General features: G+C 40.8%; 25 protein-coding genes. 16 read left to right on the forward strand and 9 right to left on the reverse strand.

Going from position 1 to position 25,708, the window contains the following annotated elements:
* Positions 1-182: 182 nt before the first annotated feature.
* Complete coding sequence (locus ACZ8ZH_RS07150; RefSeq protein WP_119062823.1) at positions 183-1,037, forward strand: 3'(2'),5'-bisphosphate nucleotidase CysQ family protein; 855 nt, start codon at positions 183-185, stop codon at positions 1,035-1,037.
* A 54-nt stretch (positions 1,038-1,091) separates the two neighbouring features.
* Positions 1,092-1,823: a histidine phosphatase family protein gene (locus ACZ8ZH_RS07155; protein ID WP_086207598.1), complete on the forward strand. Its 732-nt coding sequence runs from the start codon at positions 1,092-1,094 to the stop codon at positions 1,821-1,823.
* Positions 1,824-1,963: 140 nt separating this feature from the next.
* Here the strand turns inward: ACZ8ZH_RS07155 and ACZ8ZH_RS07160 are convergent, their stop codons facing one another.
* A complete protein-coding gene (locus ACZ8ZH_RS07160; protein WP_086208226.1) occupies positions 1,964-2,404 on the reverse strand; it encodes a hypothetical protein in 441 nt (146 codons plus the stop codon).
* Between the two features lie 389 nt (positions 2,405-2,793).
* Between ACZ8ZH_RS07160 and ACZ8ZH_RS07165 the strand changes: the two genes are divergently transcribed.
* Positions 2,794-5,505, forward strand: a complete 2,712-nt coding sequence (locus ACZ8ZH_RS07165; RefSeq protein WP_162900239.1) for a M66 family metalloprotease — start codon at positions 2,794-2,796, stop codon at positions 5,503-5,505.
* A gap of 236 nt (positions 5,506-5,741) precedes the next feature.
* Here the strand turns inward: ACZ8ZH_RS07165 and rpsT are convergent, their stop codons facing one another.
* Positions 5,742-6,008, reverse strand: a complete 267-nt coding sequence (gene rpsT / locus ACZ8ZH_RS07170) for a 30S ribosomal protein S20 (protein ID WP_086207597.1) — start codon at positions 6,006-6,008, stop codon at positions 5,742-5,744.
* Positions 6,009-6,221: 213 nt separating this feature from the next.
* On the opposite strand from rpsT, the gene ACZ8ZH_RS07175 reads away from it, so the two are divergent.
* From ACZ8ZH_RS07175 to ACZ8ZH_RS07185, 3 genes are read left to right on the forward strand one after another with little or no spacing between them, the layout of a single operon-like run.
* Positions 6,222-6,887: a Rossmann-fold NAD(P)-binding domain-containing protein gene (locus ACZ8ZH_RS07175; protein ID WP_110974130.1), complete on the forward strand. Its 666-nt coding sequence runs from the start codon at positions 6,222-6,224 to the stop codon at positions 6,885-6,887.
* 8 nt (positions 6,888-6,895) lie between these two features.
* Complete coding sequence (gene rraA, locus ACZ8ZH_RS07180) at positions 6,896-7,408, forward strand: ribonuclease E activity regulator RraA (protein ID WP_086207595.1); 513 nt, start codon at positions 6,896-6,898, stop codon at positions 7,406-7,408.
* Positions 7,409-7,452: 44 nt separating this feature from the next.
* Complete coding sequence (locus ACZ8ZH_RS07185; RefSeq protein WP_086207594.1) at positions 7,453-8,232, forward strand: glutathione S-transferase N-terminal domain-containing protein; 780 nt, start codon at positions 7,453-7,455, stop codon at positions 8,230-8,232.
* 157 nt (positions 8,233-8,389) lie between these two features.
* On the opposite strand, the gene ACZ8ZH_RS07190 is transcribed toward ACZ8ZH_RS07185, so the two are convergent.
* Positions 8,390-9,301 carry an alpha/beta fold hydrolase gene (locus ACZ8ZH_RS07190; protein WP_119062822.1) on the reverse strand — a complete coding sequence of 304 codons (912 nt, stop codon included), beginning with the start codon at positions 9,299-9,301 and terminating at the stop codon, positions 8,390-8,392.
* A gap of 21 nt (positions 9,302-9,322) precedes the next feature.
* Entirely contained in the window at positions 9,323-9,862 is a 540-nt protein-coding gene (locus ACZ8ZH_RS07195; protein ID WP_086208224.1) for a PadR family transcriptional regulator, read from the reverse strand.
* A 169-nt stretch (positions 9,863-10,031) separates the two neighbouring features.
* Here ACZ8ZH_RS07195 and ACZ8ZH_RS07200 point away from each other — a divergent pair, with 169 nt between their 5' ends.
* The 3 genes from ACZ8ZH_RS07200 to ACZ8ZH_RS07210 all read left to right on the forward strand — a co-directional run bounded on the left by ACZ8ZH_RS07200 (position 10,032) and on the right by ACZ8ZH_RS07210 (position 13,824).
* Complete coding sequence (locus ACZ8ZH_RS07200; protein WP_119062821.1) at positions 10,032-12,056, forward strand: NADPH-dependent 2,4-dienoyl-CoA reductase; 2,025 nt, start codon at positions 10,032-10,034, stop codon at positions 12,054-12,056.
* A 177-nt stretch (positions 12,057-12,233) separates the two neighbouring features.
* Entirely contained in the window at positions 12,234-12,647 is a 414-nt protein-coding gene (locus ACZ8ZH_RS07205) for a nuclear transport factor 2 family protein (protein ID WP_119062820.1), read from the forward strand.
* 79 nt (positions 12,648-12,726) lie between these two features.
* Positions 12,727-13,824: a YheT family hydrolase gene (locus ACZ8ZH_RS07210; protein ID WP_119062819.1), complete on the forward strand. Its 1,098-nt coding sequence runs from the start codon at positions 12,727-12,729 to the stop codon at positions 13,822-13,824.
* A gap of 57 nt (positions 13,825-13,881) precedes the next feature.
* On the opposite strand, the gene ACZ8ZH_RS07215 is transcribed toward ACZ8ZH_RS07210, so the two are convergent.
* Positions 13,882-15,051 (reverse strand): MFS transporter, encoded by a 1,170-nt coding sequence (locus ACZ8ZH_RS07215; protein WP_119062818.1) that lies wholly within the window; start codon positions 15,049-15,051, stop codon positions 13,882-13,884.
* An 8-nt stretch (positions 15,052-15,059) separates the two neighbouring features.
* The gene (dkgB, locus tag ACZ8ZH_RS07220) at positions 15,060-15,866 is read right to left on the reverse strand and encodes a 2,5-didehydrogluconate reductase DkgB (RefSeq protein WP_119062817.1); all 807 of its coding nucleotides are present in this window, start codon (positions 15,864-15,866) and stop codon (positions 15,060-15,062) included.
* A 110-nt stretch (positions 15,867-15,976) separates the two neighbouring features.
* Here dkgB and ACZ8ZH_RS07225 point away from each other — a divergent pair, with 110 nt between their 5' ends.
* The gene (locus ACZ8ZH_RS07225; RefSeq protein WP_010326969.1) at positions 15,977-16,867 is read left to right on the forward strand and encodes a LysR family transcriptional regulator; all 891 of its coding nucleotides are present in this window, start codon (positions 15,977-15,979) and stop codon (positions 16,865-16,867) included.
* Positions 16,868-16,935: 68 nt separating this feature from the next.
* Here ACZ8ZH_RS07225 and ACZ8ZH_RS07230 read toward each other — a convergent pair whose 3' ends face one another.
* Positions 16,936-17,334 (reverse strand): internalin, encoded by a 399-nt coding sequence (locus ACZ8ZH_RS07230; RefSeq protein ID WP_119062816.1) that lies wholly within the window; start codon positions 17,332-17,334, stop codon positions 16,936-16,938.
* Between the two features lie 226 nt (positions 17,335-17,560).
* Here ACZ8ZH_RS07230 and ACZ8ZH_RS07235 point away from each other — a divergent pair, with 226 nt between their 5' ends.
* From ACZ8ZH_RS07235 to rodA, 6 genes are all read left to right on the forward strand, one after another.
* Positions 17,561-19,201: a CTP synthase gene (locus ACZ8ZH_RS07235; RefSeq protein WP_086208223.1), complete on the forward strand. Its 1,641-nt coding sequence runs from the start codon at positions 17,561-17,563 to the stop codon at positions 19,199-19,201.
* A gap of 31 nt (positions 19,202-19,232) precedes the next feature.
* Positions 19,233-20,090 carry a 3-deoxy-8-phosphooctulonate synthase gene (gene kdsA, locus ACZ8ZH_RS07240; RefSeq protein WP_086207586.1) on the forward strand — a complete coding sequence of 286 codons (858 nt, stop codon included), beginning with the start codon at positions 19,233-19,235 and terminating at the stop codon, positions 20,088-20,090.
* 60 nt (positions 20,091-20,150) lie between these two features.
* A complete protein-coding gene (gene eno, locus ACZ8ZH_RS07245; RefSeq protein ID WP_110974122.1) occupies positions 20,151-21,440 on the forward strand; it encodes a phosphopyruvate hydratase in 1,290 nt (429 codons plus the stop codon).
* A gap of 7 nt (positions 21,441-21,447) precedes the next feature.
* Positions 21,448-21,849 (forward strand): septum formation initiator family protein, encoded by a 402-nt coding sequence (locus ACZ8ZH_RS07250; protein WP_086207584.1) that lies wholly within the window; start codon positions 21,448-21,450, stop codon positions 21,847-21,849.
* On the forward strand, positions 21,818-22,528 hold the full coding sequence (ispD, locus tag ACZ8ZH_RS07255; protein WP_395578789.1) for a 2-C-methyl-D-erythritol 4-phosphate cytidylyltransferase: 711 nt from the start codon (positions 21,818-21,820) through the stop codon (positions 22,526-22,528). Before ACZ8ZH_RS07250 ends, ispD begins: the two co-directional genes overlap by 32 nt.
* A gap of 114 nt (positions 22,529-22,642) precedes the next feature.
* The gene (rodA, locus tag ACZ8ZH_RS07260) at positions 22,643-23,779 is read left to right on the forward strand and encodes a rod shape-determining protein RodA (protein WP_086207582.1); all 1,137 of its coding nucleotides are present in this window, start codon (positions 22,643-22,645) and stop codon (positions 23,777-23,779) included.
* A 91-nt stretch (positions 23,780-23,870) separates the two neighbouring features.
* On the opposite strand, the gene ACZ8ZH_RS07265 is transcribed toward rodA, so the two are convergent.
* Both ACZ8ZH_RS07265 and ACZ8ZH_RS07270 read right to left on the reverse strand, forming a co-directional pair.
* The gene (locus tag ACZ8ZH_RS07265) at positions 23,871-24,356 is read right to left on the reverse strand and encodes a hypothetical protein (protein ID WP_119062814.1); all 486 of its coding nucleotides are present in this window, start codon (positions 24,354-24,356) and stop codon (positions 23,871-23,873) included.
* Positions 24,357-24,412: 56 nt separating this feature from the next.
* A complete protein-coding gene (locus ACZ8ZH_RS07270; protein WP_119062813.1) occupies positions 24,413-25,687 on the reverse strand; it encodes an MFS transporter in 1,275 nt (424 codons plus the stop codon).
* Positions 25,688-25,708: the final 21 nt, after the last annotated feature.

The following is a 25,708-nucleotide window of genomic DNA, read 5'->3' on the forward strand; positions in this document are numbered from 1 at the left end:
TGTAGTGGCCCCAAGTAGAGATTGGTTTAGGCTGCACAATCGTTTTACATTTTTCTAGTATCATCAGCGTATAATGTTTTTTGAAAAGATACTTTAAGATCTAGAGGTCTTTATGGGTATGTATCGGCATTTAAGTGTTGAAAATTTTTTGAGTTGCTTGATTCAATAAAAAAGGGTATCGCATGTTCAGAACAATCATTGCACCGCAAGATGCTTTAATTCAGCAACTTGTACCTATTGTGACTCAGGCATGTGAAATTTTGCGTGCAGAATACCAAGCGTATGTTGCAGGCGATGATTTTAGCATTGAAAAAAAGACAGATGATTCGCCTGTGACGCAAGCGGACTATCGTGTTAATCAATACATTACAGAGGCTTTAGAAAAAATATTCCCTCAAATGCCTATTTTGTCTGAAGAAGGGAAGCATACACATAGACAGCACTGGACGTCTTTTTGGATGCTTGATCCTTTAGATGGTACTAAAGAGTTCTTACATCAGCGTCCCGAATTTACTATCAATTTGAGTTTGATTGATGGAGCACACACAAGTTTTGCCGTGCTTGCAATTCCATGTGAGCAACAAATTTACTTCTGCCCAAAGCAAGGTCAGCCTTTAAAATACGCTATTGAAAAAGATGTATGGTCTGAATATTATTTATCGGAACAGCAACACACCGTACAAGTCGGTTTAAGCCAAAGTAGCCAGAGCAAGCCTCAATATCAACTTTATTTAGATCAATTAGAAAAGCTGACTGAAATTACAGAATACCGTGCAGGAAGCGCTTACAAGTTTTGTATGATGCTTGAAGATCGTGTAGACATTTATCCACGGTTCCACCCAACGTCTGAATGGGATACCAGTGCAGGTCAATGCTTCTTGGAGCGCATCGGTGGTGGCTTGATTGATTTTCAGGGACGGCCATTCGTATATAACCAAAGAGCGAGTTTATTAAATGGCGGTTTTATTGCTTATCGAAATAACGATATGAAAAAACTCGCATTACAAGCACTTGAACTAATGCCTTCATTGGCTTGAGCTAAAAATTAAGCGTGCTATAGTGTTTTTTGAATTATTGAGTTGTTGTTGATTATGGCCTTAGACTTGCTCCCGCCTAGTATGCTGAAAGCCATCGACTTATTGCCCGATGCAAAAACGCCAGTGACGTTATTTACACGTCATTCTATTCGCGAAGTTGTCACTGGTCAGGGTCTTGCAGGCTATGATTTACAATTGACCCATCAAGGGCGTGATTTGGCTGAAGCTTGGGGCTCATATTTAATTGATAATACTGACCGAGTTATTCAACACTGTATTTCTAGCCCAATTCAGCGTTGTATTGATACTGCTGCGTTAATGATTCAGGGGGCAGATGCGCAAACGCTTGAACCGAATACTCACCGCATAGAAATTATTGAGCAGGGTTTATTGGTTGAACCCGGAAGTTTTGTGTTAGACATTAAACAAGCAGGTCCTTATTTTCAGCGGCAAGGCGCATTGGGTTTTATTAATAGTTTTGTTAATAATGCCTTGCCAGGTATGAAGCATCCGATTCATGGTGTGGTTGATGTCTTGGAACTCATATATAACACTCATCCGAGCAACCCTTATGGTTTGAGCCTTGCTGTTAGCCACGATACGATCTTAGCTGCAATTTTGGCAGTGATTTCGGGGCGTACTATAGTAACCAAAGAAGATTGGCCAAAAATGATGGAAGGTCTATTTGTCTGGTTTGAGGGCGATGTGTTTTTGGAATCTAAATTAAAATGGATTTGGCGCGGTGAAATTCATGAGCTGAATATTCAAGAGTTTCAGCAGCTTTAAGTTTGGGGTTTAAAAACATAGATATTTTTGTTGCTTCTTTGTGGCATCTCATTGATTTTATTAAATTTAATATTGAAAATAATCAACGAGATGGCAAGCTATTATCATGCTAATCAAAGCATGTACTGTCGTGTAAAAAACTAAATTTTTGCTTTCAGTCGGTTAGGGAAGTCATGTAAGTCGATACTTAGTCCTTCATCATTCAACGGCCATAAAGAAGTATTAACTGCCACAGTTTGCTGATGCATTCGACTGTATTTATCTGCGGCAATGAGTGTTGCAATTTCATGATTGGCAAGCGTGTATGCATTCACAACATCGACAGGGTATTGTGTACGCGCATAAAATTCAGCTTCAGTCTCGCCTTGGTGCAAAGCAAAAATACGTTCAATGGCTGGTAAATACACACCATAACCTAGCCATGCATCGACCCCTTGTGAGGCTTGAATTTCAGCAGTACCACGCATATTTGAAATTACTTTGGCGAGAACATCTTTTTCACCTTTGGTATTAAAATAGTCAATATATTGTTGTTCTGTAGGTTGAAACTTTTCGAGTGTTGGTAGAAATTTGCTGATCATTTTATTCCCCCAGGTGCAGGTTTTATCTGGTTTCATTGTAGGAAAACAGAATACCATATTATTTTTATGGAATTATGTTTTTAATCGCTACGAATCTGAAAATGAGAGCGACAAGTCAGGCTGCTAAAAAAAGATTCAAATTTTTAAAATTGATTGATAAAAACTTTCTACTAAATTGCTGAGAATCTAGCTGTAACGTTCAGCATTCTTTTTTATAAATTTAAGCTGTATCACATAATTTATATTTTTCGGACTTGCATTTTCCAGAGTCGAAAATATTCGTCACTATGTAACAGATGATGTGAATTGAATATAAACGCCAAATCGGGTTTAATAATTAAGTTTTTGATTTATATGTTTAAATTTAAAAAATTAAAGTTTTTTTTGTGATGATTTTGGGGAAAGTTGTGAAAAGTGCGAATGGGTTTATATATTGTAAGTTAAGCCTCTGTGTTGTGATGCTGATGCTCGTAGCATGTGGTGGTGGCGGTGGTCATGATGATGGGGATAAAGGAGTTGAAGATTCCACAGCACCTGTCGTAACACCTTATGCTGAGCCTACACATGATGTTTCAGACTCAAATACCTTGGGTTATTTTGATTACGATGCAAACGCGAATACACGCGTAATACGTAACGATTTAACTGGTAGTTTTGAGGCCATGTTGCAATTCGGTCAGAGTCATGTGGTTGATCCAAATGGCAATGAAAGTAAAAAAATGCCACGTCTAACGATGGAAAAAGAAGCGTTGTTGTTAGTTACGCCAAATGATGCTATGGGGAAAATTGAGAGTCTGAGAGCAGATATTTATATGAATAACCAATGGTTAAGAACCATTGAGCTGGATGACCCAACACAGATTCCTGCATCGGATCAGACCAATACTGATGATCGGGCTCGAGTGCAATATAGTCAGCGTGCATGGAGTGCGCGACTCAATTGGGATGAAATTCGTCCAGGGTTGAGTATTCAGCTGAAAGACTCTACTGGCCGTCAAGGACAAATTACGCAAGATAAAATTGATTTTGCCTCTCCAGGAGAGTTGGTCTTAAACAATATTCGTATCGGGATGCTAACTGCACCGCCTGTCGCTACAGGGCACTATATGTTGAATGATCCAGTACGTGCAGGTTCGGATTACTTCCAAACAATCCCTGCTGCTGAAATGACTATTGCAAAATATGATGATATTCAGCTTGATCGGGTCATGATTGCAGATGGAACTATTTACGATACAGCAAGTGCGGATCAAGGTGGTGTGTATGAAGGTGACATGCGTGAAAATGTTGGTAAATCGACTTTTAGTGTAGGAATAAATTTGGCGAATTGGGGTGTCACCAGTGCCTCAATGGCTAGCCAAAGTCAGCCTCAGTTAACTCAAACGGTGGTTGCACATCATAGTCGTGGTAAATATGCCAATGGTGAAAGTACTCATGGTTTAAGTGGGGGGAATGGCATGCTGACCTTATATGATTCGGTTGGCAACGAATTTAGCCATGAAATTGGGCATCATTATGGACTTGGACATTATCCAGGGCAGGAAGGTGAGAATCAGTTTTGGACTTCTCATCATGCTGACAGTGGCTGGGGCTATATTCCGTATCGGAATATGATGCGGGGTAATTTGATTTGGAATAGCAAGGACTTATGGGCGGCTTCCACAGGAATTGCGAACTTCTTGGCTTTATATCCACATAGCCGAGATGCCATGTCTGGTGGTTATGCATCAAGCTCAGTTTCACGCTATACCCACTATACGGGTTATAGTACCTACTTGAAAATTCAACCACACTTTAACCGTTATGTTTGGGATAAGAGCTCGCCTACAGGTTATAAAAAGTGGAATGAAGTCACACGTCAGATGGATGTGGCACAGCCAATCATGCCAGATTCTACGGCCCCTGTTTGGTATCAGCCAAAGCAAAACTATCTACGTCCACGAATCTTTGGCGAACCTGTATTGACCATTTTAGGTGGTTACGATCCGGTAGCTCAAGTTGGATTATTATATCCAGCAGCACGCTCAAACTGGGGTAATGTTTATGATTTACCTGTAGCCAACACGGCGTTGGGTCAGGCTGCATGTTGGTTAAATGTACAGTATCCAAAGACAGTGACCAATATCGCTCTAGCCCCGACACGTTTAGGCAGTAATGCCAATAAATTGCATGTCAACTTAGCGCTTGCGGAGCAGCCACAAAAAGTTGATTTATACTGTAAGCAAGCCAATGCGGAGGCAAAATTATTATCAACCATTGTGATTCCACAATATGCTACGGCGATTACGCCTGCGGTAAAAATTGGAAAGGCTCAAGGCTATAAAGCCTTACGTGATTTGGAGTTGCCACTACTTGAACAAGAGCTACTTAACCAAGCGACAAACAATATGATTGTTTTATCTCCAAATGGTTTAATGCTTTATCAAGCTTATAAGTCTTATAAGAATGAAATGAGCGTAGCTGCTCAACAGCAATTGGTGCGTTATGAAGAGCAAGAAAACAAGTTGATGCGTTTAAACCGTTGGATAAATGTCTACTATGACGATTTAGCCAAAGAGGTATCTGCAGCTGTTGATGCAATGAATGCTTTTGTTGTGAAATTAGGCTTGGAACAAGATAACCCGCTTGAGCAAAGTGCATTATTGAAAAACAATAAAAACTGCTTAAAAACCGAGCTGACATCTGGCCAGAATATAGATGTTTATATTAGTGGGCCATCGGGCTGTGTGGGTGATGATACGGAACAATGGGTTTATGATGGCTTAGGTCGTATTCATAATAAGGCTGCAATCGGGCAGTGTTTAACAGGCAATGGAGGGAGTGCAAAAGTAACTCTCACGGAGTGTGTGAAGAATAACTCAGCACAAGTGTGGTCAATGGATGTATCGACTTCTGCCATTAAGCAAGCTGGACAATGCCTAGATTTGAATACTGGTAATTTGGTGAGTAATCGTCAAATTGCAATTCGATACAGTTGCTCTGGTAATAATAATCAAAGGTGGACGATGCTGAACCAAAATACAAGTTTGATTTTGGCTGGAGCAAGCTCAAAAAACATTGGTATTTTAGTGAAACACTTAAAAACTGGATCTGTGAATTAAGTACGTTGTTAAGTGAGTAATGTATTTTAAAGTGAAATTAAAAGAGAGCTCTCGGCAGGGGGCTTTTTTTTTAAGTTAATATTTGGATGGGTTTGAATGACTGTGATGTTCTATTTCTATATAACAAATAGACAGGTTTATGTATCAGATACATGCATCAAAAGTGATATGAGCGGCCGTAGGAAAAATTAGATACAAAAAAAGCCCTTTAAAAAGGGCTTTTTTTAATGCATAAATTAGTTAGCTAAAGCTTTAACTTGTGCATTTAAACGGCTCTTATGACGAGCAGCTTTGTTCTTATGGATGATACCTTTATCAGCCATACGATCAATTACTGGTACAGCAGTTTTGTATGCTTCAGAAGCAACTGCATGATCACCAGCAGCGATAGCAGCTACTGTACGTTTGATGTATGTACGAACCATAGAACGTAAGCTAGCGTTGTGTTTGCGTGCTTTAACGTTTTGACGAGCACGTTTTTTAGCTTGAGCAGAGTTTGCCACTCGTGCACTCCTTGAATTAAATTGGTCTGGGCGGGCTGAAATTCAAACTGAAAACCACATCAGAAGAACAATCACCAGCCCGTAAACAAGTGCCATATTTTGATTAATATACGCCATGAAGTCAAGTCTTGACATGCCTTGACCATATTTAAGATACATAAAAATTTTAAAGAAACGTTAAGATTAGCCATCTACATGGGAGTTTGTATAAAAATGACACAAAATATAGAACAAGCGATTGTGATTGGAGCAACAGGTTTAGTGGGTTTAAACCTGATTCAACAATTACAGCAACTCGAAGATTGTAGCAAAATTTTAGCGGTAGTTAGAAGACATAATGTTGAGCTCGATCGGTACGATAAAGTACAGCAACTTGAGCTGGATGACTTTCTCTTGCTAAACCATGAGGATGTACAAGGCTTTAGTCATGCTTTTAGTTGTTTGGGCACAACACTGAAAAAAGCAGGCTCTAAAGAAAATTTCTATGCCATAGATTATGTAGTGAATGCACATTTTGCTGAATTATTTGTTTTAACCAAAACGCATTATTTGTTGATCAGTGCTTTAGGTGCACAAGCAAATTCAAAACTGTTCTATAACCGAGTCAAAGGCGAGCTTGAAGATACGATTCGGGGGCTTGGGCTAGATAAAGTAAGTATATTACAACCGTCTTTATTGATTGGCCAACGTAGTGAAAATCGTTTACTTGAAGATATTTTCCAAAAAGGCTATTTGAAACTTTCGCACTTTATACCGAATCATTTTAAATATAAGCCAGTGACAGCAGAGCAAGTGGCTCATACTATGGTGGAGGCTGCTCAAACGCAGACCAATAAATTTGAAATCTATGATAATTTACGCATACAAAAGACAAAATGAGGGGAAGTGTGGTGACGACAGCATTTGTGACATGTGATTTATTGGATGATCATCCTGAGCTTGATTTACAAGTGGTAACGCCATCCATGGATGGTAAGTTCTTTCAAAGTTATGGCGCACGCAAAACCTTTGCGGGTCAGGTCGTGACAGTGAAATGCTTTGAAGATAACTCTCGTGTGAAAGAGCTTCTCGCAACTGAAGGGGCAGGTAAGGTGTTGGTTGTTGATGGTGGAGCTTCGATGCGCTGCGCATTGATGGGGGACTTGATTGCTGAATCGGCTGTGAAAAATCATTGGAATGGTGTGGTGATTTATGGTTGTGTGCGTGATGTTGACGCCATTGCTGAATTAGACTTGGGTGTACATGCCTTAGCAGCTATCCCGCAAAAAAGTCAGCGTAAAGGTGTAGGTGAGGTAGATATTGACTTGCATTTTGGTGGAGTCAGCATTCAATCGGGTGACTATATCTATGCAGATAATAACGGTATTGTGATTTCAAAAGAAAAATTAGTAGAAGTATAAAAACTTTTTCATGGTGACCTGAATACAACATAGGGACGTACATTATGGTGAAGCATCAAATTAAAGTGATTCAAGCTCTTTTTTCGGGACTGACTCAAGGTGGGCGTGGTGTAACGGGAACGCCGTATCCTAACCAACCAGAGCAAGCTTTAAAGCTCTATGAATTTGAAGGTTCGCCATACTGTCGCCGTGTGCGTGAAGTGTTGACTTTGCTCAATTTGGATTATGAAGTCTATCCATGTCCTAAGGGTGGTACTAAATATCGTCCCCTAGTGAAACAGTTAGGTGGTAAGACTCAGTTTCCATTCTTGGTGGATGAAAATACAGATACCAAGTTGTACGAGTCAGAAGACATCATTCACTATTTATTTGCACAGTATGGTCGAAGTGGTAACACGCCGAAAAAGTATGCACATTATCCTAAAACACCTTATGTCGCTTATGTGGGCACGTTGGTAAATGGCGCGCGTGGTGTTTGGTTGAATAAAAAAATTAAAAATCGTGCCGCACCTGAACAATTGCTTCAACTGTGGGGATTTGAAGCCAGTCCATATACACGTGTTGTGCGGGGGTTGCTGACTGAACTGGAGTTAGCATTTAAATTTAATAATGTGCCGAAAGAACGTTGGCAAGATCAAGGTCCTGCCGTACTACGCTTAAAGCCAGGCAAATATGTCCCACTTGCAGGTGGAAAGCGTGAGCAAGTTGTGCAAGTGATGGGGCGTGATATTCAAGTGCCTTATCTCGTCGATCCGAATACAGGCACGGCATTGTTTGAGTCAGCGGATATTGTTGCTTATCTCAAGCAGACCTATGCAGCATAAAAAGAGGCATCTCAAAGAGATGCCTCTTTTGATTTCTAAGCATTGATGTTTTATCAGGTTGATCTGATTTTTTTGTCATTACAATGGAATGATTAATTGTATTTATCTTCAGATGTTATAAAAATATTCATCATTTGGCTGATAATACGATATACATTTAAACATCCGCAGCTTTGAGGAAACTTATAATTTCTTTGGAAAATTTGAGCGGTTCGCTTAACAGCGGTGTGTGCCCTGACTTTTTGAAGATCACTGTTTTGGCATAAGGTACGCTTGATGCAATCAGTTTTTGTCCTTGCGAAGGATAGAGCTTAGACATCTCACCTATAAAGAATGTGGTGGGACGGTCAATCTGACTCAGCGCGAGACGATAATCTTCTTGATGGTAAAGATAATTATGGATGTACCAAGTCATATAGTCTAAACGCTGAATAGGAAGCATAAACTTCTGTAAGCGTGGCTGTTGAAAAGCTTTTTGAAATAAAACTGTGCTTCGAGATGGCTTGGCTTGCAGTTGCATAAACGCGAACCAGTAGTCGACCAGTTGTGTGCGAGTCGTTGGCTTTAGTTCAGACACCAAATTGTACTGAGTATTTTGTGCCAAAAGTTCCGCAATGTTTTGTAAGATAGTTTTAAAATCTTTATGTTTTTCTGCAAATAGACCATGTGACCATTCTGCATCTACGCAAATTTTAGGGGTTTGGTCAATGTGCAGATAACTATGTACATGTTTTTGAAAGTGACCGTATTGCAGGCCATGCATAGCTGTGGTGGCCCCCATAGAATAGGCAATAACACGAAATTGATGATGTGTTTGTTGTTCTAAAAAACAATTTAAATCTTGCCAATGGCTAGAGATAGCGTCTAGTTTTGGAATTCGACACTGTGCTGAACCACCAAAGCCACGCCAATCGGGAATATAAAAACGATATTTTTTCCGATGTTGAAATAAAAAAGGGAGCCATTGCCAGCTTTGCATGCCTAAACCAGAAAGTACGAGTACAGGCTCGCCTTGTCCAAATTCGCGAACATAGAGTTTTTCACCATCGGGCATCGTATAGTGTGGCATGGTCAATCCTTTGTATGATTTTTATTTTTCAAATGTTTTAAGCGTGGGAATAATGGTTTCTAACCATTCAATCCAGCCGACCTCTAAATTGATCCCAAGTTGTAAGATCATTTTATGAATATACAAGGTTCGATCATGAGGATCTGCCTGCCCAAAATCTTTAGCAAAAATCGTTTGGTAAATCTGTAATTTTTCTTTATGTAGGGCTAAATGGCGTTCCAGCTCAGGTAAGACAGCGTTACCACCTAACTGAGCTTCAACACGAAGTCTCACCATGACTTCTTCTCTTAGTTGAGCAGGTGGACTTTGTTTTACCAACCAATCTGCCAATTCTGTGCGTCCAAGTTGTTCAACTTGATAGGTTTTTTTTCTAGACGTTGCACCATCTTCTTCTATGGTTGAGATCCAGCCTTTGCTCTGCATAGCGCTGAGTTCTCTATAAATTTGTTGATGTGTTGCATTCCAAAAGAAGCCCATTGAACGGTCAAAGCGACGTGCTAACTCAATGCCTGTACTTGGTTTTTCAATCAAACTGGTCAATAAAACATGAGCTAATGACATTTTGGTAATATTTCGCAAATAAAATGGACGTAGAGTCATTATGCAACATGTTGCATAAAAAACAAATCTCGATTATAAAGATAAAAAGTATGCAACTTGTTGCATTAAATAGTTTGATTTAACCTTGTATTTAAAATACCAGCCAGCGAAAGCACGCCAAGGAGTATATATGTCTAATTATCCGCATTTACTTGCGCCTTTAGATTTAGGCTTTACCACATTAAAAAACCGTGTACTCATGGGATCTATGCATATTGGATTAGAGGAAGCACCAAACGGTTATAATCGTATGGCCGCATTCTATGCAGAGCGTGCAGCAGGTGGTGTAGGACTGATCGTAACAGGTGGTATTTCACCGAATGATGCAGGTTTAACTTTTGCAGGTGGTGCAAAGTTAGATAGCCGTGAAGAAGCTGAAAAACATAAAGTGATTACGGAAGCTGTGCATGCGGCTGGTGGTAAAATTGCAATGCAAATTTTACATACAGGCCGCTATTCTTATCAGCCTGAGTTGGTTGCACCTTCTGCAATTCAAGCACCTATTAATCCTACTAAGCCACATGCTTTAACGTCTGCTGAGGTGAATCAGACCATTGCAGATTTTGCTCATTGTGCAAAGTTGGCACAGTATGCAGGCTATGATGGCGTTGAAATCATGGGTTCAGAAGGATACTTAATTAATGAATTCATTGCAGCACGTACCAATCATCGTGATGATGAATGGGGTGGAAGTTATGAAAACCGTATTCGTTTCCCAATAGAAATTGTCAAACGTACACGTGAAGAGGTGGGTGAAAACTTCATTATTATCTATCGTTTATCCATGTTGGATTTGGTCGAAGGTGGTTCAAGCTTAGAAGAAGTAATTCAGCTTGCTAAAGAAATCGAAAAAGCGGGCGCAACAATTATTAATACAGGGATTGGTTGGCATGAAGCACGTATTCCGACCATTGCAACCAAAGTCCCACGTGCTGCATTTACATGGGTAACTGAAAAATTAAAAGGCATTGTCAAAGTGCCATTGATTACGTCAAACCGTATCAATACTCCTGAAATGGCTGAGCATGTATTGGCGTTAGGTCACGCAGACATGATCTCTATGGCACGACCAATGCTAGCTGATTCAGAGTTTGTCCTTAAGGCAGAGCAGGGTCGTAGTGATGAAATCAATACCTGTATCGGCTGTAACCAAGCGTGTTTAGATCATATTTTCTCGATGAAAATTGCGACATGTTTGGTCAACCCGCGTGCATGCTATGAAACTGAACTGATTTTTAAAGAAAGTGCAGAAAAGAAAAATATCGCAGTGATTGGTGCTGGCCCTGCAGGTTTAAGCTTTGCTACTTATGCTGCTGAGCGTGGGCATCAAGTGACAGTGTTTGATGCAGCCAATCAAATTGGTGGACAGTTTAATATTGCAAAAACGGTTCCGGGCAAAGAAGAGTTCTACGAAACTATTCGTTATTTTAAACGTAAAATAGAGTTGCAACCTAATATCCGTTTGGTTCTTAATCATTTAGTAACTTATGAAGAACTACAAGATGCAGATTATGACGATATCGTTGTTGCGACAGGGGTGACGCCACGTGAATTGAACATTCCAGGTGTGGATCATCCAAAAGTGCTAACGTACATCCAAGCACTTAAAGAGCGTTTACCTGTTGGGCGCCGTGTAGCCATTATTGGTGCAGGTGGGATTGGTTTTGATACAGCAGAATATTTAAGCCATGAAGGTGAAAGCGGTAGTCTAAACCCTGAAAAATTCTATGATGAATGGGGTATTGATACCAGTTATGCACATGTCGGCGGTTTAAAACAGCCTAGCGTTGAGCAGTCTGAGCGTGAAATTTACTTATTGCAGCGTAAGTCGAATGCGGTAGGTGCAGGCTTGGGTAAAACGACAGGTTGGATTCACCGTACTGGTTTGAAGCATCGTGATGTAAAAATGATTGCAGGTGCAAGTTACGACAAGATTGATGATCAAGGACTACACATTACCGTCAATGATCAGCCAACAGTATTAGAAGTGGATAATGTCATTATTTGCGCAGGTCAAGAGTCTTACACAGCTATGTATGATCAGTTAAAAGCAGATGGTAAGAATGTGCATTTAATTGGTGGTGCAAAAGAAGCGGGTGAGTTAGATGCAAAGCGTGCAATTCGTCAAGGCGCTGAATTAGCTGCAACAATTTAAAGCATCATCATTTTTGAATCAGTTGAATAAATTGTAAACAAGTCCCTCCCCTTTAAGGAGGGGGATGAGAGGTGTTGTCAGAAATATGAGTATTTTTCCTCACCTCTACCTTTTCTAGAAGGTCAAACTGTCTTCATTTGCTTTATTAAAAGCATTCAAATTCATAGGGATAGAATAATGAGCATAGCAATAACAAAACAAGCACTGCAACGTTGGCATGAGATGATCAACAACCGTGATATGAGTACTTTAAGTGAGCTCTTGGCCGAAGACGTCGTGTTTCGCTCTCCAGTGGCTTTTAATCCTTACTCAGGGAAGCAAGTTGTTTTTTTTATTTTGAGTAATGTGATTCAGGTTTTTGAAAACTTTACTTACCACCGTGAATTTTTTACAGAAGATGGTTTAAGTGTCGTTCTTGAGTTTTCAGCCAATGTAGGCGAAAAAAAGCTCAAAGGGATTGACATGATTCGTTTTAATGAGCAAGGTCAAATTGTAGATTTTGAAGTGATGATTCGTCCTAAGTCGGGGCTAGAGGCCTTAGCTGTACAAATGGGACAGCGAATGGCAGCGTTTGCACCTCAAGCTGGATGATAAAGGTGTTACTTGATATTTATAGTTAGGCACGAAAATTGATGCATCACTAAGAAAGATAGGAAAAGAAGGTATTGATATGAATGCTGTGTTCAGTTTGCTAAATCAATTACGTCAAACGGCATTGGATCGAGTAACTGGTGCGGAACACCCGAAACTTTTTCTTAATCCGCAAGGGCAAATTCAAGAGACGATAGGTGCACTACCACAGCTTCAACAAAAGTACCGACCGACGCCGTGGTTATCCAACACGCATGCCCATCTTTTGTATTTTGATGTGATTCGCAAGCGTCGGATTCAATTAGAGTATGATCATTTTGATCAATTAGAGATGCAAGACGGTGGGGTCACAGGCATTATGTGGTTCGGTTATGACTTACCTGAAGCGACGCCAACGGTTGTGGTCATGCATACGATTACAGGTTCGCCTGAAAGTATGCGTGAGGTGGTACGTGACTTAAATCGCTATACAGGTTGGCGCATTGCACTCTGTTTACGTCGTGGTCATGCTGACCTACCTATGCCTGTACCGAAAATGAATCTTTTCGGTTCAACTGATGATTTACGTGAACAAATTGCCTTTATTCAAAGCACATTTCCAACTTCAACTCTTTTTGCCGTAGGTTCTTCTGCGGGCACGGGGCTTTTAGTGCGTTATTTGGGAGAAGAGGGTAATCAAACCCCTTTTAAAGCGGCTTTTGCCCTGTGCCCAGGCTATAATACGGAGCTAGGTTTTGTAAATGTACATCCCTTTTACAGTAAAGTCATGACCAAGAAACTGTTTAAGAAATTTATTTTTCCTTACCAGCAAACGTGGCAACAAACAGCTTCTGTATCTCAAGTCTTAATGACCAAAACCTTGGCCGAATTTGAGTCGAGTTATTATGAAATGGCGGGTTATGTAGACTATGACAGTTATAACCAAGCCACAAATCCAATCTATGTATTTGAAAATGTCGCCATTCCATTGCTGATTTTAAATGCAGAGGATGATCCTGTCTGTCACATTAAGAACTTTGAACCGTATAAAGATATGATTCAAAAAATGCCGAATATTGCTGTAGTGACGACGAAAAAGGGCAGTCATTGTGGTTTCTATGAAGGGGCGCTCAATACCGAGTCTTGGGCAACCAAGTTGATTGCGGACTTTTTGAAACTGGAACAACAAAAACACTAAATATAAAAAGACCTACAGCAGTGTAGGTCTTTTTGATTGGTTCAGCAGTGTAATGGCTTAAAGGGCTTCACAGGTTTTCTTGCTGAGACCGAACCTCATCTGTAGAAAAACCAAGATCAAGGCCATAAAGCTGAGCGCGGCACCTGTATATGAAACTGCTGCATAGCTGAGTTGCAGACTCAGTACCGTTGCACCTGCAAAGGCACCTAAGGCATTACCTAAGTTAAACGCACCAATGTTGACTGAAGAGGCGAGTCCAGGCGCATCTTCTGCGACCGACATGACGCGCATTTGCAGTGGCGGTACAACCGCAAATGCCGCCGCACCCCAAATCACCAAGCCAATCGCTGCACCAGTAGTTGTTTGCGCTAGTACAGGGAAAATAAGCATCATCAGCATTAACAGGACAAGGAAGCCTATCAGGGTTTTCTCTAAGGATAGATCGGCAAACTTTCCGCCAAAATGGTTACCAATCGAGAAACCGATCCCGATTAAAACCAACATCAATGTGATGGTTTGTGGTGATGCATGCATAAATACGTGTAGGCTCGGAGCAATGTAGGTATACAACGCAAACATGGCGCCCGCGCTCATGACCGTGGTTAGTAAGGCAAGTAGAACAGGCGCACGCGTTAAAACACGCAATTCTTTTGCCACATTCGGTTTAACCACATCGTGATCTTGTGGAAGCGCTTTCCATAGTGCCAACATGGTCATGATGCCTAAGATTGAAATTGCAGCAAAAGCCACGCGCCAACTGGTATTTTGACTGAGCCACGTTGCAAGTGGGACACCGCCAATATTGGCAATGGTGAGGCCCATAAACATCATAGCGACCGCACTGGCTTGTTTGTCTTTAGGCACTACACTTGAGGCTACGACTGAACCTAAACCGAAGAATGCGCCATGGTTTAAACTGGTCATTAAACGTGCTCCCATCAGGCTTATATAATCAGGCGCAACGGTTGCCAACACATTTCCGATCGTAAAAATTGCCATCAATAGGATTAAAGCTGTTTTCTTAGGAAAGCGTGCCAGCCATAAGGTCATGAGCGGAGCCCCAATCATGACGCCTACTGCATAAGCACTAATCAGCAGTCCAGCTTGTGGAATTGACACGGACAAATCATTGGCAATTTCAGGCAAAAAGCCCATGGGTGAAAACTCGGTGGTTCCAATGGCAAAAGCACCCACTGCAAGCGCTAAAAGTGGAAAATTAATTTTCATAGCGATGCTCAATCCCAAATGGGAGCTAATCCTTCAGGATTCACTTCACGTTGATTTCGGTCTAATTGCGTAATTGCCATCATTTCTTCAGTCGAGAGTTGAATCTCTTGTGCCTTTAAGTTGGATATCAAGTGTTCGCGTTTGGTTGAAGAGGGTATGACTGCAAAACCACGTTGTAATGCCCAAGCTAAGCTAATTTGTGCAGTGGATACCTGATGTTGCTGCGCGATCTGCATTAGAATTGGATCATGCAAAACCTTACCGTAAGCCAGTGTCATATATGAAGTGACATCAATGTTTTGGGCTTGGAGGAAATCAACCAACTTATGGTTTTGTAGATAGGGGCTGAGCTCAATTTGGTTGGTTGCGATATTTTCTAACCCAATACTCTCTATTGCCTGTTGAGTCAGCTCAATATTGAAGTTAGAAATACCAATGTGTTCGGTCAAACCTTGTTGTTTTGCTTCCAATAAATTCTGCATGAGTTCTGCAATATTTACACCTGTACTTGGGGCAGGCCAGTGGATCAAGGTTAGATTTACTGCATCGGTTTTTAATTTATTCAAACTTTCTTTTAAACTTGGAATCAATTTTTCGGCTGAATAATTTTCCGTCCAAATTTTTGTGGTGAGAAAAAGATCTTGACGATTGATACCACTCAGCTCAATAGCTTGACCAACTTCGGCTTCATTACCATAGATTTGTGCAGTATCGACTGCGCGATAACCGACTTCTAGTGCAGTTTTCACAGACTGAATGACGGTATCACCTGTTAAACGGAAAGTGCCTACGCCGAATTGAGGAACGATATTCATTTTTTACTCGATAACTTGTTTCATGGAATGAGGCTATTTTGTAGAAAAAGGTCTTGCTTAAAAACTGGGTAATTTGCAAAATATTATTGACTAATAATCAATAATTGAACATGAAATCAACCATAGAAGAATTAACGGCTTTTGTGAGCATTGTTGATAGTGGTTCTATTGTCAAAGCTGCGCAGCAGTTGGATCAAACCACATCGGGTGTTAGCCGTGCATTGCAACGTTTAGAGTCGAAGTTGAATGTGACTTTGCTGGAGCGAACGACACGGAAGCTCAAGCTGACTTATGAAGGGCAGCAGTTCCTGCTAAAGGCGCGTAAGATTTTACTCGATCTGACCGAAGCTGAAGAGAGTCTGCAAAATACTGATGCGGAGGCGTCTGGTTTGATTCGGATTGATTCAGCAACGCCTTTTGTACTGCATGTGATTGTGCCGCTGATTGAGGAGTTTATGCAGCGTCATCCAAAAATTGATATAGAAATTACCAATCATGATCAGGTCATAGACTTACTTGAACATAAAACCGATGTCGCGATTCGGTTTGGTGAGTTGGCAGATTCAAGCTTACATGCCAAGCTGCTTTGTAAAAGTCGTTTATATATAGTGGCAAGCCCTGAATATATCCAAAAACAAGGAATGCCGAAAAAGACCGTAGAATTAAGCTCACATACTTTGCTTGGTTTTAGCCAACCTGCACATTTAAATACGTGGCCTATTCAGCTTGAGGATGAGCCGTTGACCATTCAGGCGAAAATAAAATGTTCCAATGGTGAAACAGTCCGTCAGTTGGCACTAGAGGGTGTGGGCATTGCTTGTTTATCACGTTTTATGGTTGAAAAAGATATTCAGGAAGGGCGTTTTGTCGCTTTATTTGAAAATGAAATAAAAATACATGAACAAAAAATACATGCGGTTTATTATCAGCAAAATTATGTCCCCAAACGTATTCGCTTGTTTATCGACTTTCTTGCAGAAAAATTAAAAGACTATTTATAAGTTATCAGGCAACAATAAAAAAACCCGATTGAGATCGGGTTTTTTTATGATCATCAGTATTGAGATGATTAGTTTTCTAAAGCTGGCGTCGCTGCTGCAATGGCAGCTGCAACTGCATCATCTTCAGTTTGTGTATTTGGGTTTGTATTGCTTGGGCGCGCTTGCGTTGGTTTTTCTTCAGCCTTTGGTGCCTCTGCTTTAGGTGCAGGCTCTGCTGTTGGAGCAGGTGCTGGTGTTTCACGACGTATTTCAGTGGTGGTATTCGGCGTTTCTTCGCGAATCACTTCAACTTGTGCTGGAATCTCAGGTTCTGATGCTTCTAAGGGTTGAAGTTCAACAGGTTGTTGTTGCTCTGTTGTTACTTCAACTTGTTCTTGTTCATCTTCTTTAGGTGCTTCTTTCTTTACACATGCTGTTAATAGTAAACCTGCTGCAATTGCACCACAAATTAAAAGTTTTTTATTCATAATTACACAAAATTGAGTGTTTGAGGGATTTCACTAGTATAACAGCAAAATGCAAGATGAAAATCCTATGAACTTAGCTTAATTTTATCTGCCAAATGCTGATAGAATATCCAATTGTTTATTGTTCTATGAATTGATGCGGATTGACTTTGCTTTATTGGTGCAAGGTAAAGTAAAATTGCGCAACATTGCAGGCCGAATTAGGCTCGATTGTACGAGAAACCCAATGACCCATTTTATTTTCGTGACTGGTGGTGTAGTTTCATCACTAGGTAAAGGTATTTCAGCTGCTTCAGTTGCTGCGCTTTTAGAAGCCCGTGGATTAAAAGTAACCATGGTAAAAATGGATCCATACATTAATGTCGATCCAGGGACTATGAGCCCATTCCAACATGGTGAAGTTTTTGTCACAGAGGATGGTGCAGAAACCGATTTAGACTTGGGTTATTACGAACGTTTCTTGCGTCGTGCGAAAATGACCAAGTTAAATAACTTTACTTCTGGTCGCGTATACCAAGACGTTTTAAATAAAGAACGCCGTGGTGACTACCTTGGTGGAACTGTTCAAGTTATTCCACACATTACAGACAACATCAAAGAGCGTGTACTTCGTGCCGGCGAAGGTTATGACGTTGCGATTGTTGAAATTGGCGGCACAGTAGGTGACATCGAATCTCTCCCATTCATGGAATCTGTACGTCAACTCATGGTTGAGCTAGGTCATAAGCGCACCATGCTTATGCACTTAACTTTGCTTCCATATATCAAATCTGCGGCAGAGTTGAAAACAAAACCAACGCAGCACTCGGTAAAAGAACTGCTATCAATTGGTATTCAACCCGACATTTTAATCTGTCGTACTGAACACGATGTTGATGCAGACACGACCCGTAAAATTGCTTTGTTTACCAACGTTGAAGCACGTGCAGTTGTGGTGTGTAAAGATGCGCGTAGCATTTACCAAATTCCACGTACCTTCTACGAACAAAATGTTGATGATTTAATTTGTGAACGTTTTGGTTTTAACGACTTGCCTGAAGCTGACTTGACGGACTGGGATAATGTCGTAGAGGCATTACTTAACCCTGAATACACTGTACGTGTTGCAATGGTGGGTAAATATGTTGAACTGCCAGATGCTTATAAGTCTGTCAATGAAGCACTATTACATGCAGGCATTCAGAATCGCGTTAAAGTGCAAATTGACTATGTCAATGCTGAAGAACTTGAAAGCCAAGATGTAAGCGAAGTATTAAAAGATATGGACGCAATCTTGGTGCCAGGTGGTTTTGGTGAGCGTGGTACTGAAGGGAAAATGCAAGCGATTAGATTCGCACGTGAAAACGGTGTTCCATTCTTAGGTATCTGTTTAGGTATGCAGTTGGCTGTGATTGAATATGCGCGCAATGTTGCTGGCATTAGTGATGCAACGTCTACTGAATTTAACCGTTCAACAAAATCTCCATTAATTGGTCTCATTACTGAATGGTTAGATGAGCGCGGCGAAGTTCAACAGCGTAATGTTGATTCTGACCTTGGTGGTACGATGCGTTTGGGTGCTCAAAAATCAGAATTGGTTGAAGGCACAAAAACACGTGAAGTGTATGGTTCAGCAGACATTATTGAGCGTCACCGTCACCGCTATGAGATGAATAACCGTTTTATTCCTGCGCTTGAAGAGGCTGGGATGAAAGTTTCTGGTTACTCACCAGTGCAGCACTTGGTAGAAACAGTTGAAATTCCTCAACATCCTTGGTTTATTGCTGTACAATTCCACCCAGAATTTACAAGTTCACCACGTGATGGACACCCATTATTTGCTAGTTTTATTGACGCTGCTAAAACACAGCATAAAAAAGCAAAGTAATCTGGGTTAATAAATAAACTAGGAAGTTTAAATGTCACAATTAAAACCACAAGAAATTGTACGTTTAGGTGATATACAAATGGCAAACCACTTGCCATTTGTACTATTCGGCGGCATGAATGTACTTGAGTCTAAAGACTTGGCTTTTGAAATTGCAGAGACTTATGTCGATATCTGTAAGCGTTTGGAGATTCCTTACGTATTTAAAGCGAGCTTTGATAAAGCCAACCGTTCGAGCTTGAACTCGTTTCGAGGTCCAGGCCTAGAAAAAGGAATTGAGTGGTTAGCTGACATTAAAAAACACTTCAATGTGCCTATCATTACAGATGTACATGAGCCTTACCAAGCTGCACCTGTAGCTGAAGTTGCAGACATTATCCAACTTCCTGCTTTTTTGAGTCGTCAGACTGATTTGGTTGAAGCGATGGCAAAAACAGATGCCATTATCAACATTAAAAAAGCACAATTTCTTGCACCACACGAAATGCGTCATATCTTGCATAAGTGTTTAGAGGCAGGAAATGACAAACTCATTATTTGTGAACGTGGTTCAGCATTTGGCTATAACAATTTGGTTGTAGACATGTTGGGCTTTGACATCATGAAAGAAATGAATGTCCCTGTGTTTTTTGATGTGACTCATGCGCTTCAAACACCAGGTGGTCGCTCGGATTCTGCGGGTGGTCGTCGTGCGCAAATCACGACGCTCGCTCGTGCAGGTATGGCAACAGGTTTAGCTGGTCTATTCTTGGAAGCACATCCAGATCCAGAAAAAGCCAAGTGTGATGGTCCATGTGCATTACGTATGTCTCAGCTTGAGCCATTCTTAGCACAACTCAAAGAATTGGATACCTTGGTTAAAGGTTTCAAAAAGTTAGATACACACTAAATTATAAACTCATTGGTGCTATCTAAAGCATCTCGTTATTAATCTACTGAGGAATTGTTCATGAGCCAAATCGTTGACATCCGTGCACGTGAAATTTTGGACTCTCGTGGTAACCCAACCATCGAAGCAGACGTAATCTTAGCATCTGGCGTAGTTGGCCGTGCATGTGCACCATCTGGTGCTTCAACTGGTTCTCGTGAAGCTTTAGAACTTCGTGATGGCGACAAAGCACGCTATTTGGGTAAGGGTGTTAAAAATGCGGTTAATAACGTAAACACTTTGATCCGTGATGCTCTAGTGGGTAAATCAGTATTTGAACAAAAAGACATCGACAACACGATGATCGCGCTTGATGGTACTGAAAACAAAGAAAAATTGGGTGCAAATGCAACTTTAGCGGTATCGCTAGCTGCTGCACGTGCTGCTGCTGATGAAAAGAAAATTCCTCTTTTCCAATACATCGCAGACTTACGCGGTCAAACTACTTTGACTATGCCTGTACCAATGATGAACATCATCAATGGTGGTTCGCATGCAGATAACAACGTCGACATCCAAGAGTTCATGATTGAGCCTGTAGGTTTTACTTCATTCTCTGAAGCGCTTCGTGCGGGTGCGGAAATCTTCCATTCTCTAAAATCAGTTTTAAACAAAAAAGGTTTAAACACTGCTGTAGGCGATGAAGGTGGTTTTGCACCGAACTTACGTTCAAACGAAGAAGCGATCACTGTTATTCTTGAAGCGATTGGTCAAACTGGTTACAAAGCAGGTTCTGATATTATGCTTGCGCTTGACTGTGCATCTTCAGAATTTTACAAAAATGGTCAGTACATCCTTGCTGGTGAAGGCAATAAAGCATTCACAAGCAACCAGTTCTCTGACTATTTAGCGGGCCTTGTAAACCAATATCCAATTATCTCTATTGAAGATGGTTTAGATGAGTCAGATTGGGAAGGTTGGTCTTACTTGACATCTATCCTTGGTGATAAAATCCAGTTGGTGGGTGATGACTTGTTCGTTACAAACCCAAAAATCCTTCAACGTGGTATTAATGAGAAAGTAGGTAACTCTATTCTAATCAAATACAACCAAATCGGTACGTTGACTGAAACTCTAGATGCAATCTACCTTGCGAAAGCAAATGGTTACTCTACAGTAATCTCTCACCGTTCTGGTGAAACTGAAGATTCTACTATTGCGGATCTTGCGGTAGGTACTGCTGCTGGTCAAATCAAGACAGGTTCACTTTGCCGTTCTGACCGCGTAGCGAAATACAACCAATTGCTTCGTATTGAAGAATTGACAAATGCTGCTTACCGCGGTAAAGCTGAGTTTAAAGGTTTAAACTAAGCGACTGATGTCAATGTTCAATGTATTCGACTCGTTGATGAGTAAAGTACTACTAGGCCTTGCGATCATTTTGATCGCAGGGTTTCAGTATTTATACTGGTTTGGTGAGGGTGGTTATCAAGACCATTTGCAACTCACACAAAAAATCCAACAACAAACTGAAATTAATAACGATTTAAAAGAACGTAATCGTGTCTTAGCGGCAGAAGTGTATGATTTGAAGAATGGTATTGAGGCCATTGAAGAGCATGCGCGCTTAGACTTGGGTTTAATTAAACCGCGTGAAACGTTTATTCAAATGAGTACCATCAGTACTCAATATAAACCTGTTTATATTAATCCAAACGCCCAAATTGATTTGCGGACCAATGAAGACGATGAGCCTGAACTCCCTCCAGCTACCCCATAAATTGTGGGCGATTATTCCTGCTGCAGGTTCTGGAAGTCGTTTCTCTAAATCAGAGCTGAAACAATACCAAATGATTGGTCAAAAAACTGTGCTTGAGCATACAGTTTCTCGTCTAAATCATTTACCTTTACAAGGCTATGTTTTGGCGATTAGTTCAGATGATGATGTTGCTCAAAGTTTGCCTTTTACCAATATGGAAAAAGCACATTTCTGTGAAGGTGGTGCCGAGCGTGTAAACTCGGTGCTCAATGCGCTCAATTATCTTTCCACAATCGCTAATGCTGACGACTGGGTCTTTGTGCATGATGCAGCACGTCCATGTGTAACGCAGGATTGTCTATGGCAACTGGTTGATACTGCTATTCAGTTCAATACAGGGGCGATTTTAGCGATTCCTGTTAGAGATACTTTAAAGCGAGTGGTCTCAGCGCAAAATATTCAAGAAACGATTGACCGTTCACAGCTTTGGCAGGCACAAACCCCACAGATTGCTAAACTGGGTGTTTTGAAGTCAGCCATTGAGCATGCACTTGTAGCAAATGCAGTCATTACCGACGAAGCTAGTGCTTTGGAGTTTGTAGGTCAACCCGTTCAGGTTGTACAAGGCCGCTCCGATAATATTAAAATTACCTATCCTGATGACCTAGAGCTTGCACGCCTCATTTTAGCAGCACAATAAAAAAATAATTGGGTTTATTGGGTTAAAACTACAGAAATATGGGTTTGAATGATGTTATCTAAAACACTTTAAACTTATAATTTGCCCTGTCTTTAGCTCATTCAAATTACGCAAATGATACCATCACAACAGTATCGTTTTTTACGTCAGTCTTTACGTGACGGCAGAAGCATTAAACATGACTCATCTCGTTGGGCTAAACTACATTTAGATCCATGGCTTTTATGTTTTCTTATTTTAAATGCCATTTTGGGCTTGCTGGTAATCTATAGTGCCTCAGCACAAGATATGGGGATGGTATTTCGCCAAGCCACCAGTTTTGCTGTAGGCTTCATTGTGATGATTATCTGTGCGCAAATTCCACCCAAAGTCTATCAGGCCATTAGTCCTTATTTTTTCATCTTCGCAGTGATTTTGATGGTACTGGTCTTGGTTGTGGGTGAAACTCGAATGGGAGCAAGGCGCTGGATCAGTCTGCCGGGTATAGGCAGTATGCAGCCTTCTGAGTTTATGAAGTTTGCCATGCCTTTAATGATGGCGTGGTACTTCGCAGGTCGTGCTTTTCCACCGAAGTTTATGCACATTGTGATTTCGTTGGGCATCATGATGTTGCCGTTTTTATTGGCGGCTTTGCAACCTGACTTGAACTTAGGTCTCTTGATTCCTGGGGTGTGTGTCATTTTCCTCAGTGGTATTTCTTGGCGTCTGATTGCTTTGGCCTGTGGTGCTTTGGCTGTTGCTACACCTTTGCTGTGGATGTTCTTTTTACAAGAATATCAGAAAAAGCGAGTGCTAACTTTATTTGATCCTGAGTCAGATGCATTGGGTGCGGGTTGGAATATTATCCAATCCAAGATTGCCATTGGTTCAGGTGGCTTAATGGGTAAGGGCTTCACTGAAGGTACACAGTCACATTTGGGATATTTGCCAGAGCATCATACCGATTTCATTATGTCGACCTATGCAGAAGAGTTTGGTTTTATTGGGGTGTTTTTGCTGTTTAGCTTATTTGCCGCAATTATTATTCGTTGTTTGATTATTGGTATGAACAGCTTTCATAATTTTGGTCGTTTATATGCGGGTGCTGTGGGCTTAACGTTCTTTTTCTTCGTATTATTAAACTCAGGGATGGTGAGCGGAATTTTACCAGTAACAGGTGACCCTTTACCGTTGATGAGTTATGGTGGAACGGCGGTGATTACGATGTTGGCCAGTATGGGCATTGTAATGTCAATCCATACCCATCGCTAAAGTCTAAAAGAATCAAGCCAGCACTATTGCTGGCTTTTTTTGTATTTAAAACTTATGTCATGCTGAGAAAACTAGGCTGTATTTTTAGGTTTTATAAAGCACCATACTGTTGCCATGTTTCGCCTGTATGCAAGCTATTATAGTAGTTTTGTAGAGTGTTCAAGTCATGGTGTTGCGTATAAGCCAGTACAAACAGCCCAAAAATTAAAGCCAACTTCAATACATTTAAACGCAAATGTTGCCGTGAAAAATAGCCTAAGCTAAGTAGGGCGAGTATGACTGAGGGAAGAATCGCAATACTTTCATGCTGAAAAAGAAATGCCCAATGATGTAAATAAACCAGACATAAAATAAGTCCAATCAATCCCAAAACGTTATAGATCTTTTTATTTAATGATGCTTTAAAAACAAGGATGGTTTGAAAAATTAAAACCAGGCCACTAAAAAGGTACGCGCTTTTTCCACCAATAATCACACTATAGATTGCATTAAATAGGCAATAAGCCAGCAACACGGAGAGTAAGAAAGAATAGAGTCTGGCATAGAGAGTGTGTGAAAAGGGGAGAATCTGTTTCATAATTTGCTCTATTGAAAACTCACATCGTATTAAAAGAGGATTTGAAGCTTAACATGCTATTCGCTTCTTGTGGCGGTGGCATGCTTTTTCCGTGTTGGAGATACTCTGAGTAAATGTCGCGTACGAGTTGAACTTAGACCACAAATCATTAAGCATAGTGTCCCACCAATAAGGACGGCTGGCACCACAGAAAAATAACGTGTCATCAGGCTCATGTGTAGTGCGCCGAGTTGATTGCCTGAAGTCACTAAGATGCCATTTAAAGCTGCTACACGCCCTAATAGTGCTTTCGGTGGGAGCTGTTGTAATAAGGTTTGGCGAATGACCATGCTGATGCTATCAAAGGCGCCGATTAAAACAAGGAAGAAGACTGAGAGCCAAAGATGAGAGGATAGTGCGAAAGCTAAAGTGCACAAAGCAATGGCAAAACTACTATAGAGCATGTTTCTCCATGCATTTTGCATTGGAGAATAACAGGTCAGCACCAACATCATGATACAGGCACCCATCGCAGGTGCAGCTCTGAGTATGCCTAAGCCTTCAACGCCTAGATGCAGGATATCGTGTGCAAAAATAGGTAGTAAGATAATAACACTACAAAAAAGCATGGCGCTGAGATCCAGCAACATGCTCCAAAACATCAGTGGATGTTTAAAGATAAACACATAGGCCTCTTTTAAGCTTTTGCTTAAATGCTGTTTATGCGGGCTAGGGAATTGACGAGGACTTAATCCGAATAAGCAGATGCTACCCATGCAACATAAGAAAAAAACAATAAAGAGGGTTTTTTCAAGCCCAAGTTGGCCGAGTAAAAGTCCTGCACATAAGGGTGCTAAAATTCCGCCCATTTGCCAAATGAGTGCCGTCCAAGCGGCTGCATTGCTATAGGCTGGCTCTGGGGTGAGAAACGGGCGTAATGAATTAAATGATGGGCTGTAAATGCCTCTAAGTATGCCTAAGCAAAAGATGAGGCTATAAATGCCACATAAAAGTGTATTTTGTTGAATGTGCTGTCGTTGGTACTGAGAAAAAAGAACAATAAATAGTAAGGGAATTAGAGTGCTACAGCTAAAACTCCACTGCACAATTTTTTGTCGGTTATAGCGGTCAGCCCAGTCACCACTAATCAGGGAGAGGCAAATGAACGGCAGTAACTCAATTAAGGCAATCATACCGAGGCTCAGTGGATTCTGAGTGAGTTGGTAAACGCTGTAAGCAATGACGACTTCTTGAATCATGATGGCTAGAATTAAGCACAACTGATTGACACTCAGAAGTGAAAAATCACGTGAACGAAAAGCCAAAAAAGCGTTGGAATGGAAAAGAGACATAAACAGAATAATTTTAAATAT

This window comes from Acinetobacter sp. SW-226 (assembly GCF_055632855.1).

Bases quoted from the DNA above. Each gene is read 5' to 3' on its own strand.
- ACZ8ZH_RS07235 (WP_086208223.1), top strand. From the start codon at position 17,561: ATGACCCATTTTATTTTCGTGACTGGTGGTGTAGTTTCATCACTAGGT.
- ACZ8ZH_RS07190 (WP_119062822.1), bottom strand. From the start codon at position 9,301: ATGCCACACTATACGATGCCCGATGGTGAAAAACTCTATGTTCGCGAA.
- ACZ8ZH_RS07200 (WP_119062821.1), top strand. From the start codon at position 10,032: ATGTCTAATTATCCGCATTTACTTGCGCCTTTAGATTTAGGCTTTACC.
- ACZ8ZH_RS07250 (WP_086207584.1), top strand. From the start codon at position 21,448: ATGTCAATGTTCAATGTATTCGACTCGTTGATGAGTAAAGTACTACTA.
- ACZ8ZH_RS07150 (WP_119062823.1), top strand. From the start codon at position 183: ATGTTCAGAACAATCATTGCACCGCAAGATGCTTTAATTCAGCAACTT.
- ACZ8ZH_RS07185 (WP_086207594.1), top strand. From the start codon at position 7,453: ATGGTGAAGCATCAAATTAAAGTGATTCAAGCTCTTTTTTCGGGACTG.
- ACZ8ZH_RS07215 (WP_119062818.1), bottom strand. From the start codon at position 15,051: ATGAAAATTAATTTTCCACTTTTAGCGCTTGCAGTGGGTGCTTTTGCC.
- ACZ8ZH_RS07195 (WP_086208224.1), bottom strand. From the start codon at position 9,862: ATGTCATTAGCTCATGTTTTATTGACCAGTTTGATTGAAAAACCAAGT.
- ACZ8ZH_RS07155 (WP_086207598.1), top strand. From the start codon at position 1,092: ATGGCCTTAGACTTGCTCCCGCCTAGTATGCTGAAAGCCATCGACTTA.
- rodA (WP_086207582.1), top strand. From the start codon at position 22,643: ATGATACCATCACAACAGTATCGTTTTTTACGTCAGTCTTTACGTGAC.
- dkgB (WP_119062817.1), bottom strand. From the start codon at position 15,866: ATGAATATCGTTCCTCAATTCGGCGTAGGCACTTTCCGTTTAACAGGT.
- ACZ8ZH_RS07160 (WP_086208226.1), bottom strand. From the start codon at position 2,404: ATGATCAGCAAATTTCTACCAACACTCGAAAAGTTTCAACCTACAGAA.
- ACZ8ZH_RS07270 (WP_119062813.1), bottom strand. From the start codon at position 25,687: ATGTCTCTTTTCCATTCCAACGCTTTTTTGGCTTTTCGTTCACGTGAT.
- ACZ8ZH_RS07205 (WP_119062820.1), top strand. From the start codon at position 12,234: ATGAGCATAGCAATAACAAAACAAGCACTGCAACGTTGGCATGAGATG.
- kdsA (WP_086207586.1), top strand. From the start codon at position 19,233: ATGTCACAATTAAAACCACAAGAAATTGTACGTTTAGGTGATATACAA.
- ACZ8ZH_RS07225 (WP_010326969.1), top strand. From the start codon at position 15,977: ATGAAATCAACCATAGAAGAATTAACGGCTTTTGTGAGCATTGTTGAT.
- ACZ8ZH_RS07265 (WP_119062814.1), bottom strand. From the start codon at position 24,356: ATGAAACAGATTCTCCCCTTTTCACACACTCTCTATGCCAGACTCTAT.
- ACZ8ZH_RS07175 (WP_110974130.1), top strand. From the start codon at position 6,222: ATGACACAAAATATAGAACAAGCGATTGTGATTGGAGCAACAGGTTTA.
- eno (WP_110974122.1), top strand. From the start codon at position 20,151: ATGAGCCAAATCGTTGACATCCGTGCACGTGAAATTTTGGACTCTCGT.
- ACZ8ZH_RS07230 (WP_119062816.1), bottom strand. From the start codon at position 17,334: ATGAATAAAAAACTTTTAATTTGTGGTGCAATTGCAGCAGGTTTACTA.
- ACZ8ZH_RS07165 (WP_162900239.1), top strand. From the start codon at position 2,794: ATGATTTTGGGGAAAGTTGTGAAAAGTGCGAATGGGTTTATATATTGT.
- ACZ8ZH_RS07210 (WP_119062819.1), top strand. From the start codon at position 12,727: ATGAATGCTGTGTTCAGTTTGCTAAATCAATTACGTCAAACGGCATTG.
- ispD (WP_395578789.1), top strand. From the start codon at position 21,818: ATGAGCCTGAACTCCCTCCAGCTACCCCATAAATTGTGGGCGATTATT.